The following is a 13,198-nucleotide window of genomic DNA, read 5'->3' as shown; positions in this document are numbered from 1 at the left end:
TCGCGAACCAGCTTTGTTATTCCATCGGATAGTAGGATATCCATCTCAAACCGCTCATTTATCGCTGCCACGAAGTCATGACAGTTTAGACTATGAAGCATTCCAAAACGTTTTCCGGACGTTTGGAAGTACCCTTTTTTTTAAAGATCCATCCGGACAGCATCGGCAGAAAAAAGTAAAATCATAGTAAGAGCGTTCCTGACGGCAGATAAAGTGGTAAATCCAACAATTGAGAGAGCAGTATGACTAATACCATTAAGCCTACAGTTGTTCTGGCCGGAGGAGGCCATGCCCATGCACTGTTCCTGAAAAGGCTTCAGAAGAAGCAAACGCCTCCCGCTCATTTTATTCTGGTTTCTGCCAGTCGCTATACCCCTTATTCAGGCATGCTTCCTGGTGTCATTTCAGGACAATATAGTGCTGAGCAGTCCCACATTGATCTTGAGTTGCTGGCCCATGAATCAAAATGCAGATTCCTTAAAGCGACTATCTCGGGGGTAGATACCAAAGCGAATGAATTGATTTTTTTGAATGGTGACCGACTGGGGTACGACATACTCTCCATCAATACAGGCTCTACACAAGCTCGTGTCATTGATACAAAAGACAGCATCACTATAAAGCCTATCAGGCCTTTTTTATCCTGGTTAGGACAGCCTTTGCCCGAACATATTAAGCAGAATGAAAGTTTTACTCTGGCCATTATGGGTGCCGGGGCTGCAGGTGTTGAGGTAGCAATGGCCCTTCACCAACGCTTCAAGCATCTTCACTCCCTCAAAATACATATTGTCACAGCTCAGGGTATTCTGAAGGGCTATCCGCCGAAAGTTCAAAAAATGGCCAAAGAGGAAATTGAACGAAAGCCTATTAAAATACACACTCATTTTCGGGTAACCGAAGTCAAAGATAAAACCCTGATCAGTGATCAAAATGACCGCCTGCCATATGATGCCCTGATACTGGCTACATCGGCAGCTCCCGCTCGTTGGCCTTCTGAAAGCTCGCTTGCAACCAGTCCAGAGGGATTTATCCACGTTAATCCCATGCTGCAATCCGTCAGCCATGACAATGTCTTCGCTTGTGGTGATGTCGCAGAATTCACTCACTCCAGACAGGCCAAGTCGGGAGTTTATGCGGTTCGACAGGCTCCGACCCTGTTTCAAAATATTTGTAACATCCTCGAGAAAAAAACGTTGGAACCCTACCGTCCACAGAAACAATTTCTTTCTCTGCTAAGCTGTGCAGATGGTCGAGCCATTGCATCAAGAGGCTGGTTCAGTACCAGAGGGCGTTTAATATGGCTTTGGAAAAACTGGATCGATCAACGATTTATGGCGCAGTTCCCCCTGCCCGCCTCAGGCTCCATGGAGTTCAATGGTTCCGATTGAAGCTAAACCTCACGAGAATTTTATCGGCCCGAAAGAAGCCTATGACTCTTCTGATTTTAGTGTTGTCTGTTGTGATGTCAGTGCCAGTCCATGCAAATGCGGTGCTCAGCCTTGACGACCTGGAGCAAAAGATCCGGCAGGCCAGTAACCTGCTGCTTCTGGATGTACGCCCCAAGTTTCGCTTCCTGCTGGGTCATATTCCCGGTGCTCACAATATCTGGCGCCCGGCTTTTCAGGCTGACGCAGATGATTATCCCTACTCCGGAATGAGAGCCAGCAGAGAGAAACTGTCCGAACTATTAAGCCGACTGGGTGCTACTCCAAAAACGGAGATTGTTCTCTACGATGATCAGCAAGGCATGAATGCAGCCCGTCTCTGGTGGTTACTGAAACTCTATGGTCATGATCAGGTCTCTATCCTTGATGGAGGCCTGTCGGTCTGGGAAAAGCACAAAAAAAAGCTGAATTTCAAATCGCCTCAAACACCTGAACGATCCAATTACCAGTTCACGGGGACACCTCATCCTCAATGGCTTGCTGAGATGGAACAGGTAAAGTCGATTCAAGCAAAAAAAGAGAACGTCGCCCTACTGGTGGATGTCAGAAGTTTGGATGAATTCACCGGTAAAACCATAAAGTCAGGAGCCTATCGCCATGGCCGGATTCCCGGAAGTATCTGGTTTGAATACAAGCAAACTGTCAATGAAAATGGATTCCTCGACAAAGAACGATTAAGACATTTGTTTCTGTCAGCGGGTATCACACCTGATAAAGAGATCGTTGTTTACTGTCAGTCCGGAGTCCGTTCGGCTCATACCCTTTTTGTTCTTTCCGAGATACTGGGATACAGCAGGATAAAAAACTACGACGGTTCCTGGATTGAATGGTCCTGGATGAGAGAGTTACCAGTCGTCCAGGGGCCACCCAAAAAAAACCATATAAAGTTCACAAATCCTCTGCAGCATAATTAATTCTCAAAAATACTGTCTTATCTATTCCTGAATATCAAAATGGGCTGTTATCTCGCGTCAATATGGTCTTATAATAGGTTTAGCTCTATATGGAAATGTAGGCTGTATTCTTGGCATGAAAGCTTTCTAGGAGCCTGACCGAGAATAGCGCCCGTAGCGAGGACGGCAGAAAATTGAGGATGAAAATTCGGTTTTGTGAGGAGAATAGCGAGCTATTTAACGAACAAAAGCGGATTTTCAGACCAATTTGCTGCCGCCGCAGTAGGGCAGTCTATTCTCGGTCAGGCTCCTAGCCGAGGAGACATCACCAAAAAAGAGCTCTGTGATATGGACGACGCAGAATAGACATGTGACTAAAAATAAAACAACAAGGGTTGCTGTTTCCCGGCAGTTCCTTCAATGTTAATAATGTAGGAATCGCGCTGTATGGAAGCGACCAAGAAGGAAATGGAAGCTATGCTGGAAGGTACAGTAAAGTGGTTTAACAATCCTAAGGGATATGGATTCATCCAGGCCCAGGAAGCCACTGAAAATCAAGACGTACTCATACATTACTCCGTTATCGAAATGGACGGCTTCAAGACGCTGAAAGCCGGGCAGCTTGTGCAATTTGAAATTGGTCAGGGACCCAAGGGGCTGATAGCCACTCGTGTCGTTCCTGGTGGTGGAGAAAGCGCAGACCAGAGCACACAGACTTCCCGGGAAGAATCCCTGCCAGCCTGACAGTTGGTGTCAGCCTGGCTCCAGAGTCCAGAGACGATGTCACCCGAAACTTTGCCTCGTCAAAGAGAAAGGGTGACATTAGTCTGACAGGGATTTGTAATAAAATGCACCTGTTCATCAGGTAGCAGATGCCCGGTATTTGGGAAAATGCTCGCTGAGTGCTCTGATGATCAAGGCAGAAAAATACTGTGTGTTTTGAGCTGTGTGTTTTACCCGCTACACGGCTCGCTCAAGAGGAATAAACAGAAATCCTGGACTGCGTCTTTTCTGTTTCCGTCACTTTTTCAAAATGAATTTTTGGCTGATTTTTGTCAAGAATCATGTCCGCTGCTTTTTCAGCGATCATCATTGCAGGCGCATTGGTATTCCCGCTGATCAGAGTTGGCATGATTGAGGCGTCAACCACCCGCAACCCTTCGAGCCCGTGAACTTTCAGACGAGTGTCGACTACAGCCATGTCATCAGCTCCCATTTTGCAAGTACCCACCGGATGATAAATGTGATTGGCATTATTTCTTATATAAGACTCAAGCTCATCATCGTCCTGTACATCCGAGCCTGGCAGATACTCCTCTCCAGCGTAGCGGGACAACTCAGACGACTGAATAATCTGTCTCACTCTTTTGATCCCTCTCACCAGACAGTCCATGTCGGCCTGTTTTTCCAGAAGATTCAGTTGAATCTCGGGATTATCCGTGGGGGATGCACTGTTAAGGGATACACGACCTCGGCTATCAGGCCTAAGGATACATACATGAATCGAAAACCCGTACTGCAGATATCTTGAAAGTTTACGACCATGATCTTCCATAGCCGCTGGAATAAAATGCAATTGCAGATCAGGCCTTTCAACTTCCGGAGAGGATTTTATAAATCCGCCCGACTCTGCAAGGCTACTGGTCAGGAAACCTTCTCTTTTATAGATGTATTTCACTGCATCCCTGATAACCCTGCCCATTCCCATCGGCCTGGCAAAAGCCATTGATGATGCAGTCTTGTCATTGGCGACAACCAGAACATCAGGATGCTCCTGAAGGTTTTCACCAACACCTGGCAGTTCATGCAAGCAGTCAATATTGTGGGGAGCCAGTTTATCTCTGGCTCCGATGCCTGAAAGCAGCATAATCTGCGGAGAACCATAAGCTCCAGCTGAAAGAATGACTTCTTTTCGAGCAAAGAGTTTCCTTCTGGTAACGCCTCGAACAATTTCAATCCCAATAGCCTTTTTGCCTTCAAGGATAACCCTGGCAGTATGACTTTTGGTCATAACCGTCAAATTGGGTCTATCCATGACAGGGTGCAGATAAGCAGCCGCTGAACTGCATCTTTGACCCTCTTTCTGTGTCACCTGATACCAGCCTACACCTTCCTGATCGGCACCATTAAAGTCCGGATTGTTTTTTTCTCCGACTTCTATCGCACCTTTAATAAAAGCTTCACTCAAGCAGTGTTGACTTCTGGGGTCTGCAACATTCAGCGGGCCACCGATGCCATGAAGTTCAGAAGCACCTCTTTCCTGATTCTGGGATTTTAGAAAATAAGGCAAGACATCATTGAAAGACCAACCTTCATTCCCCAGAGCAGCCCATTGATCGTAATCTTCTTTTTGCCCTCTGATATACAGCATGGCATTGATGGAACTGCTCCCTCCAAGGGTTTTCCCCCGGGGACAGTATATATCCCGGTTATTCATGGTGGACTGAGCCTCGGCATTCAGCTGCCAGTTGTGAAAGCCATGGGGCACAGTAATTGCGGCTCCGGCAGGTATATAAATCAAGGGAGACTTGTCGCTGCCTCCTGCTTCTACCAGGCAGACCTGATGGTCAGGATTCTCAGACAGGCGGTTAGCCAGAACACAGCCTGCAGAGCCACCTCCCACAATGATGTAGTCGAACTCTGTCATATAAGTCACTTTTATTATCAGTCTTTTTCAGCTTATTGCTGCTGAATTCTTTGCCGTAAAAGCTTACTAGCTAGCCTGCCATCGCTTCAAGTTCATTTTACTTCTCTGGCATTTAGCCATAAAAAAGTCCTTGCAACTCTCCTGATATCAGGAATTTATTCATGAACATGATTATTAGATTCCAGATTTCCGAGATCTCCCTCCCGCAGAAGCCCACGGGAAGGGAGTCTGAGAGACTGTCGAAAAACGCCTAGCCGGTAACAAAAACTTCCGAAACCATAGCTTTGGCTTCTTCCTGAATTTGCTTAAGGTGGTCAGGACCGACAAAACTTTCGGTATAGATCTTATAAACTGCTTCAGTGCCAGAAGGTCTGGCAGCAAACCAGCCTTTTTCAGTAACGACCTTAAGACCACCGATGGCGGCGCCGTTTGCAGGAGCATGGGTTATTTTGGCAGTAATGGGATCACCCGCCAAAGTATCAGCTTTAACCCTATCCGGGCTCATGGCTGAGAGTACTTTCTTCTGCTCATCGGAAGCAGGAGCCTGCAGTCGTTCATAAACCGGAGAGCCATAGCGGTCTGTCAGCTCCTGGTAATGTTCACCCGGGTCTTTACCTGTAACGGCAATAATCTCAGCAGCAAGAAGAGCCAGGATAAAACCATCCTTGTCTGTGCACCAGGTGAGCCCATCACGCCGCAGGAAAGCAGCACCGGCACTTTCTTCGCCTCCAAAGGCCAGCTCGCCAGAAGCCAGACCATCGACAAACCACTTGAATCCGACAGGCACTTCCGCCACTTCTCTGCCTAAACCTTTTGCTACATGATCAATCATGGCGCTGGACACCAGAGTCTTGCCAATTTTAGCATTGCCCGACCATTGCTCACGGTGGTTGTACAGGTAATTGATCGCCACCGCCAAATAATGATTGGGGTTCAGCAGGCCATGTTCACGAGTCACAATACCATGGCGATCAAAGTCTGGATCGTTACCAACAGCAATATCAAAGCGATCCCTCAATTCAATCAGCCCTGCCATGGAATAGGCTGAAGAACAATCCATACGAATCTTGCCGTCTTTATCAACATGCATAAAGGAGAAAGTAGGATCAACTTTCTTGCTGACCAGCTCAATATCAAGCCCGTAACGCCTGGCAATAGGCTCCCAATAGTGAAGGCCGGAGCCACCCAGTGGATCAACACCTATTTTTACACCCGCCCTGCGAATAGCCTCCATATCAATGACATTTTCCAGATCATCAACATAAGGTGTGACATAGTCGTATTCAGTAATAAAGCCGGATTCCAGCGCCTTATTAAGCGACATCTGTTTAACACCTTCCAACCCCTGAGCAATGAGTTGATTGGCTCGATCCTGAACCCAGTTGGTGACTTCAGAACCGGCCGGACCTCCATGGGGAGGATTGTATTTGAAACCACCGTCTTCAGGAGGGTTATGGGAAGGCGTGATGACAACACCGTCCGCCCTGTCCTGATGATCCCGGTTGTAGGAGACGATGGCATGAGAAATGACCGGAGTTGGTGTATAACCTCTGCCTTCCTGGATTCGAGCCTTTATACCGTTGGCTGCCAGCACCTGAATGGCGCTGATCAATGCAGGTTCTGACAGGGCATGGGTATCCATGCCAACAAACATGGGTCCGGTAATATTATGCTCGCGACGGTATTCGCAGATAGCCTGTGTGATAGCAAGGATATGAGTTTCGTTAAAAGTGGCCTTGAAAGAAGTCCCCCTGTGTCCTGAAGTACCAAACTGGACTCGCTGCGTGGGGTTCAATGGATCGGGCTGAATAGTGTAATACTCGCTGACCAGACGGGGAATGTTGGTCAGCATATCATCTGTGGCGATTTTACCGGCTTGAGGATGCATGAAGAATTCCTGAGTGAGTGACACTGAAGCATAAAGCAAAAGCCGCTCCAGGTCAGAACACAATATGGCTTAGGTTACCCGCCCTGACTATATGAAGACAGTATCGGAAATTGCCATTGTACCGTGCCAACGATGACCCAGAAACGTCTTGCAGGCCATTCCACAAAGATTCCCTCATGAAAAGCTTTACAGAGGCTCTGAACTTAACAGAGCCTTGGAGATGTCTTCAAAGAGTTGGGAGCCAGCCACAAGCCTTTAGGTCACTTCAAAAAGGAAGTGATTTTTCTTACCCAGTTTCACCAGGAAGAACCGTCCATACATGGCATTTTCTTCAGCAAAGCACCCAGGCAGGTTCATGTTGTCGGCAGCACCGCGAGCTGCTCCATTGAAGAATACCGCATTACGACCCAGCGCATCCTTTACCTGCTTACCGCTTTTCACCATGCCAACCTCTGTAAACAGCTGGGTCATGGGATTACCTTCCAATTGATCACGTTTGATGGTTGCACTGGGCAGCCCATCCAGCTTCAACTGTTCAAGATCCGTTTCAGATAAATTGCTGATCTCTCCCGAGAACAGAGCTTCCGTAATACGTTCTGCAGCTTGCAGACCCTCTTCACCATGCACCAGAAGGGTGACCTCTCTGGCAAGAACCTGCTGGGCCTGCGGACGACCTTCACGCACTTCGTCTTCTTGCTTGATCGCTTCAATCTCTTCCTGTGACAGGAAGGTAAAAAAGCTCATAAAACGGTAAACGTCAGCGTCCGCAGTATTCATCCAGAACTGATAGAAAGCGTACTGGGAAGTCCTGGAAGGATCCAGCCAGACCGCACCGCCCTCGGTTTTACCAAACTTGGTACCATCGGACTTGGTGATCAGGGGCACAGTCAGGCCAAAGGTTCTGGCTTGATTCTGACGACGAGACAGATCAATGCCACCCACAATGTTACCCCACTGGTCACTGCCACCCACCTGAAGAGTGCAGTCATAACGACGATTCAGCTCAGCGAAGTCCATTCCCTGAAGGAGGGCGTAGGAGAACTCGGTGAAAGAGATACCGGAACCTTCACGATTCAGTCGCTGCTGAACGGATTCTTTGTTGATCATGGCATTGACGGAGAAATGTTTACCGACGTCTCGCAAAAAATCCAGAGCAGTCATCTCACCAGTCCACTCCAGATTGTTGACCACTAAAGCGGCATTCTCACCGCAGTCAAAGTCGATAAACTGGCTGACCTGTTTCTTGATCTTGTCAACCCAGCCTGCCACAACATCAGGTGTATTCAGCTGTCGCTCGGCCGCTTTGAAACTGGGATCTCCTATCAGACCCGTTGCACCACCCACCAACGCAATAGGCCTGTGCCCTGCCATCTGGAAACGTTTCAGGACCAGCAAAGGAACCAGATGTCCCAGATGCAGACTGTCTGCAGTCGGATCGAAGCCGCAATAAAGAACCCTTGGCTGTTCACTCAGATGAGCGTCCAGCTCTTCCACGGCAGTGGTCTGCGCGATAAGCTGGCGGGCCTGCAGATCTTTCAGAAGCGGATTTTGACTCTCAGACATTTACCTATCCTGCTATGAAGTCAACGAGACTGAGCGAAACCATCACGGCTCAGCCTCATGAATTAAACACTGCCGAGGCAGCTGTAGACTCAATTTAGCGGGTAAAAGTACAATAAAACGACTTAAGAACAAAGCCGGAAAAATCGGTTTAATTACATTAATTAACTTAGAGAGCGGTTTAGTTACCTTACTTTAGAAAAAACCACAAACAGAACAGGGCAGATCGGTAGCTTTCAACTAATAATATATAGAGTTTTGGGCCAGAGTCGGTTTCCTGACGCCCGCCAACAAAACATTTACAATTCGTTTATAGCTATATATCAATTCATTATGTAGCGTTTAGATATATAATTCATATATATTCTTCACAAAACTTTAACCAAACAGCTACGAGCTATTTGAAATACTGTCTGATCCGAACCATAAAAGTGGCAGGCACCTGAAACAGTAATTCAACAGTAAATACGTGCAATGACCAAACTTCCCCCCAGAGGTGCCACGCGCAAGCAACCCGGCGGCATCAAGAGTTTTCCTAAAAGACACCTGTTACTGGTAACTGGTGTCGCAGCTACGGTGATGACTGTTATTGGCTTGCTGCCGTCTCCACAAGTTGAGGCCAAACGCTCAGAAACCGAACTGCTTATTGACGAATTTCAATCTTCATCCCCCAAAGAAAAACTAAAGGAACTGGCTCTTGAGGAGAAAGCTGCGCCTGAAGAAACGGTTCCTGAAGAGACGGGAGAGCAACGTGAGGCCAGAGAAAAAGCCGAGCGACTGGCCAAGGAAGAAGCTGCTCTAGGCCCCCGAAGAAGTATCACTATCGAGTCCGGCGATAATCTCTCAACTTTGTTTGATGATATGGGTTTGAGTGCCAAAACTGTCTATGAAGTCTCCAGAACTCCGAAACTGGGCAAAAACCTGACCGATATTCTCCCCGGACAGGCGTTTGAATACCGGGTCAACAGCAAAGGAGTTCTGACCCGGCTGCGCTATGTCCAGAATAAACTTGAAAGCATCCTCTATGAAAGACAGGGGAATGGCTACGTCGGTAAGAAGATAATCCTCGAGCCTGAAGTGCGTATTGCCTTTGCTCAAGCCTCAATCAAAAACTCTCTTTTCCTGGCGAGCCAGAATGCTGGTCTGAGCGAGAAGATGACCATGGAGCTGGCGGGCATATTTGGTTGGGACATTGATTTCGCGCTGGATATTCGCAGCGGTGACAGTTTCAACGTGATGTACGAAGAAAAATATTTGGATAACGAGAAGCTGGGTGATGGCAATATACTCGCAGCAACATTTATTAACCAGGGTGAAGCCTTTACCGCCATTCGTTACACCAGCAGTCATGGTGACAGCAATTACTACTCTCCGGATGGCAAAAGTATGAAAAAGGCATTCCTGCGAACGCCTGTGAACTTCACCCGGATCAGTTCAAGCTTTAATCCTAACCGCCTTCATCCAATTTTCAAAACCAAGCGCCCTCACAACGGGACAGACTATGCAGCGCCCACTGGCACTCCCATCAAGGCAGCGGGTGATGGTAAGATTCAATTTATTGGCTGGAAGAATGGTTTTGGCAATGTTGTCTTTATCCAGCACCCACATAATATTGTTACCGTTTATGCCCACCAGAGTCGTGTAAATAAAAGATTCAAGAAAGGTAGCCAGGTTAAACAGGGACAGACCATTGGCTATGTGGGCCAGACTGGCTGGGCTACAGGCCCGCACCTTCATTACGAGTTCCGGGTCAATGGTGTTCACAGAAACCCCGTTACCGTCAAGCTGCCTAATGCCTCACCGATCCCCAAAGCCGAGAAGGCACGTTTTATGGCTTTTGCCAATAAAACCATGGCCCAGCTGGAAAAGCACGGTACAACTATGCTGGCCAGAAACGAGAAAGAGTCGAAATAACAACGATAGCCTCCAGGGAGGGCATGATGGATTATCAGAGATATGCCTGAATACTTTATCGGCCTGATGTCAGGCACCAGCCTTGATGCCATTGACGCAGTTCTGGTTGAATTTGAGGACTCGATATCCAGGCACTCACCATCAGGAAACTGTCGACAGCTGCAGGCATTATCCCATCCGCTCCCTGAAAATCTCAGAGAACAGCTTCTTGCCCTGACACTACCTGGTCCTGATGAAATTGAACGAATGGCGCTGGCTGAGCCCGCTTTTGCCCGGGAATCGGCTGATGCCGTCAGGCGACTCCTGGAACAGGCCAATGTTGATTCAAACCAGATTTCTGCCATTGGCAGCCATGGACAAACGATCCGCCACCGCCCGGAAAAAGGTTTCACTCTGCAGATTGGTGACCCTGGTCTGATTGCTGAACTATCAGGGATTACTGTTGTCGCCGACTTCAGACGTCGAGATGTTGCGGCAGGTGGACAGGGAGCTCCCCTTGTTCCTGCCTTCCATCACGCTGTTTTCAGCAACCCTGTATTGGACAGAGTCATATTGAATATTGGCGGTATGTCCAATATCAGCTTGTTACCTGCAGACCATAAGAAAGCTGTCATAGGCTTTGACACCGGTCCGGGTAACGTTCTGATCGATTATTGGTGCCAACAGCACCTCAACCAGAAATTTGATGCCAATGGCCAATGGGCCTCATCAGGAAGCGTGGATGACCAACTGCTGAATGCGATGCTGAATGACAGCTACTTTTCTGAAGTGCCGCCCAAGAGCACTGGCAGGGAACGCTTCAACCCGGGCTGGCTGGAGTCTCACCTGAGAAATTTTTCTGGCCTGCAACCTCAAAACGTGGCGGCCACACTCACTTTACTGACAGCAAAAACCATTGCCCTGGATATCTGCCAATACGCTCCCTCAGCCAAAGAACTTCTGGTTTGTGGTGGGGGTGCCAACAATAAGCAATTGATGAAACTGATTGAAGATGAGCTTGACCCTTTGTCCGTTGCAACCACAACCTCTCTGGGCATAGCACCTGAATGGGTAGAAGCAGTAGCCTTTGCCTGGCTGGCCAGACAGACACTGTCAGGAAAGCCTGGCAACCTTCCTGCCGTGACAGGAGCTGCTGGCGAACGGGTCCTTGGGGCTATATTCCCGGCTTGATAAATACCGCTGACAATGGATAAAATTGTTCGACCAGACTAAGGCTGAAGAAAAATCGTGATTTCTATTAACCTTCCGGAGCTTTCAAGAGTCGTTTTCTGGCTTCTTCAGCACCGTATTCGGCGATTAATGCCGGAGTAAGAATTTTGTTAATTTTATCGACACTACTTCTCAACTTGTCCCTGTCCTGAATAGAGGTTAACCCTTTACTCATTAAAGACCGAATAGACTTTCTAAACTTATCAAAACCATTGCTATACAGTTGCATCAGTGATCGTTCCTGTTTCATGTGAGCAGCCCACTTGAGTAGATTTGACTTCGGGGGTCTCTGACTCTTAAAGGTTTTAATCAGAGAAAACATTTGCTCATCAAGCCAAACAGAATCATTGAACAGTGGTTGAAAGTCGTAAGCATCACCGAGATTCTGAGAGACATCTTCCAACTCCAGCTCTAATTCAAGCATCTCCAGCTCAAACTCTTCATCATTAATCGATTGGTATATATTTTCGCCAGTAGATGGGTCTATGGAATCCGAACGGACTCTTTCCGGATCACTTGCATGCTGGGGTGATGATTTGAAGTTCAAACTTTTGGGGACATCGTAATCTGAAGATACTTTCAGGTCTCTGGGTATATCATAGTCTGTACTTTTCATCCGATTAACAGGCACATCATATTCTGGTTTTGCTTTCAGATTTGCAGGTACATCATATTCAGGGCTTCGCTTGCGATTAGCAGGCACATTATATTCCTGTTTTGTTTTCAGATTACCGGGTACATCATATTCAGTGCTTCTCTTCCGGTTAGCAGGGACATCGTATTCTGGTTCTTTTTTTAGTCTACCGGGTACATCATAGATATTAGCCTGTCCAGGCTTTTCATTTCCGGCAAGTGCCTCTTTGCCCTGGTTACGTGGTTTTGGCTGCGGAGCTCTACTCAGAGAGCCGCTCAAGTCCCCGCTGTTTTTTCTTCTCGTCCGAGGGGTAGGTACTGGCCTTTCTTTCACATCTGGTTGCTCTTGTTGCTTGCTCTGAACAAGCTCATCGGTCGGCTCTTTAACCTGAGGAGGCTGCCTCGGTAATGATTTACTTCTTCTGGGTGCCACTGTTGGCGCCTTCTTATTGCTGCGTCGATTCGATTCAACTTCATTCCCACTCCGCTCCTGTTGGCCGTTCACTGAAGAGGGGCTCTCTGGAGATCCAGGCGTTGGAATGGGGGCCGAAATGGATTGACCCTGCAGAGGGAGTACCTGAATGAAAATCTTGCTTTCAGCTTTCGCTGCCACTCTCGACTTCAGGTCTGTAGGAGGCTTAGGATCTGGTTGCTTACTTTTCGCTTGCTCAGTCTTCAAGGAAGGAAGCCCATGGGGGCCAGCTTTTCTGATTTTTCTCAGTATGCCTCCCAGCAGTGCTTTGACGGTAGTTTTCCAGTTATTCTTAACAGGTGAAGACGAATATAAGGGCCCATCGCTTCCCTGAGGACCTGAGAGATCTGCCATCACACACCATCCATATATGCATTAATATACCTATCAGTATAATAGCCTCTGAATTCAACGCGTTACGACGACTTTCAAGTTACGGACTACTGACGCTTCAGAGAGTACTTGTCTGACAGCATTGCCCTGCTGGCCAAACAAATGGCAGGGCTGAAAGGATGAGGGCATGAGCAGCTACTTAAC

At 47.7% G+C, this 13,198-nt stretch carries 9 protein-coding genes; 5 read left to right on the top strand and 4 right to left on the bottom strand.

Annotated elements, in window-relative coordinates; translation table 11 throughout:
• Positions 1-242: 242 nt before the first annotated feature.
• The 3 genes from ACOJUN_RS14480 (at position 243) to ACOJUN_RS14470 (ending at position 3,082) form a co-directional block, all read left to right on the top strand.
• On the top strand, positions 243-1,388 hold the full coding sequence (locus tag ACOJUN_RS14480; RefSeq protein ID WP_422132647.1) for an FAD-dependent oxidoreductase: 1,146 nt from the start codon (positions 243-245) through the stop codon (positions 1,386-1,388).
• 41 nt (positions 1,389-1,429) lie between these two features.
• Complete coding sequence (locus ACOJUN_RS14475; RefSeq protein ID WP_422132646.1) at positions 1,430-2,359, top strand: sulfurtransferase; 930 nt, start codon at positions 1,430-1,432, stop codon at positions 2,357-2,359.
• 426 nt (positions 2,360-2,785) lie between these two features.
• Positions 2,786-3,082: a cold shock domain-containing protein gene (locus ACOJUN_RS14470; RefSeq protein WP_422132645.1), complete on the top strand. Its 297-nt coding sequence runs from the start codon at positions 2,786-2,788 to the stop codon at positions 3,080-3,082.
• A 229-nt stretch (positions 3,083-3,311) separates the two neighbouring features.
• Here the strand turns inward: ACOJUN_RS14470 and ACOJUN_RS14465 are convergent, their stop codons facing one another.
• The 3 genes from ACOJUN_RS14465 to tyrS form a co-directional block, all read right to left on the bottom strand.
• Positions 3,312-4,985, bottom strand: coding sequence for a GMC family oxidoreductase (locus ACOJUN_RS14465; protein ID WP_422132644.1), 1,674 nt, complete (start codon positions 4,983-4,985; stop codon positions 3,312-3,314).
• A gap of 250 nt (positions 4,986-5,235) precedes the next feature.
• Positions 5,236-6,873, bottom strand: coding sequence for a phosphoglucomutase (alpha-D-glucose-1,6-bisphosphate-dependent) (pgm, locus tag ACOJUN_RS14460; protein WP_422132643.1), 1,638 nt, complete (start codon positions 6,871-6,873; stop codon positions 5,236-5,238).
• Between the two features lie 255 nt (positions 6,874-7,128).
• The gene (gene tyrS / locus ACOJUN_RS14455; protein ID WP_422132642.1) at positions 7,129-8,436 is read right to left on the bottom strand and encodes a tyrosine--tRNA ligase; all 1,308 of its coding nucleotides are present in this window, start codon (positions 8,434-8,436) and stop codon (positions 7,129-7,131) included.
• A 471-nt stretch (positions 8,437-8,907) separates the two neighbouring features.
• On the opposite strand from tyrS, the gene ACOJUN_RS14450 reads away from it, so the two are divergent.
• On the top strand, positions 8,908-10,347 hold the full coding sequence (locus tag ACOJUN_RS14450) for an OapA family protein (protein ID WP_422132641.1): 1,440 nt from the start codon (positions 8,908-8,910) through the stop codon (positions 10,345-10,347).
• A 42-nt stretch (positions 10,348-10,389) separates the two neighbouring features.
• The gene (locus ACOJUN_RS14445; RefSeq protein ID WP_422132640.1) at positions 10,390-11,517 is read left to right on the top strand and encodes an anhydro-N-acetylmuramic acid kinase; all 1,128 of its coding nucleotides are present in this window, start codon (positions 10,390-10,392) and stop codon (positions 11,515-11,517) included.
• 67 nt (positions 11,518-11,584) lie between these two features.
• On the opposite strand, the gene ACOJUN_RS14440 is transcribed toward ACOJUN_RS14445, so the two are convergent.
• Positions 11,585-13,015: a hypothetical protein gene (locus tag ACOJUN_RS14440; RefSeq protein ID WP_422132639.1), complete on the bottom strand. Its 1,431-nt coding sequence runs from the start codon at positions 13,013-13,015 to the stop codon at positions 11,585-11,587.
• Between the last annotated feature and the right edge of the window lie 183 nt (positions 13,016-13,198).

This window comes from Endozoicomonas sp. ALD040, assembly GCF_049275945.1.
Lineage (GTDB): Bacteria > Pseudomonadota > Gammaproteobacteria > Pseudomonadales > Endozoicomonadaceae > Endozoicomonas_A.
The sequence above is the reverse complement of the archived record's forward strand: the minus strand, read 5'-3'. Positions and strand labels throughout refer to the sequence as shown.

What these genes read in the sequence shown, in the direction of transcription:
- ACOJUN_RS14445 (WP_422132640.1), top strand. Translation starts at nt 10,390, where the DNA reads ATGCCTGAATACTTTATCGGCCTGATGTCAGGCACCAGCCTTGATGCC.
- ACOJUN_RS14470 (WP_422132645.1), top strand. Translation starts at nt 2,786, where the DNA reads ATGGAAGCGACCAAGAAGGAAATGGAAGCTATGCTGGAAGGTACAGTA.
- ACOJUN_RS14465 (WP_422132644.1), bottom strand. Translation starts at nt 4,985, where the DNA reads ATGACAGAGTTCGACTACATCATTGTGGGAGGTGGCTCTGCAGGCTGT.
- tyrS (WP_422132642.1), bottom strand. Translation starts at nt 8,436, where the DNA reads ATGTCTGAGAGTCAAAATCCGCTTCTGAAAGATCTGCAGGCCCGCCAG.
- pgm (WP_422132643.1), bottom strand. Translation starts at nt 6,873, where the DNA reads ATGCATCCTCAAGCCGGTAAAATCGCCACAGATGATATGCTGACCAAC.
- ACOJUN_RS14440 (WP_422132639.1), bottom strand. Translation starts at nt 13,015, where the DNA reads ATGGCAGATCTCTCAGGTCCTCAGGGAAGCGATGGGCCCTTATATTCG.
- ACOJUN_RS14450 (WP_422132641.1), top strand. Translation starts at nt 8,908, where the DNA reads ATGACCAAACTTCCCCCCAGAGGTGCCACGCGCAAGCAACCCGGCGGC.
- ACOJUN_RS14480 (WP_422132647.1), top strand. Translation starts at nt 243, where the DNA reads ATGACTAATACCATTAAGCCTACAGTTGTTCTGGCCGGAGGAGGCCAT.
- ACOJUN_RS14475 (WP_422132646.1), top strand. Translation starts at nt 1,430, where the DNA reads ATGACTCTTCTGATTTTAGTGTTGTCTGTTGTGATGTCAGTGCCAGTC.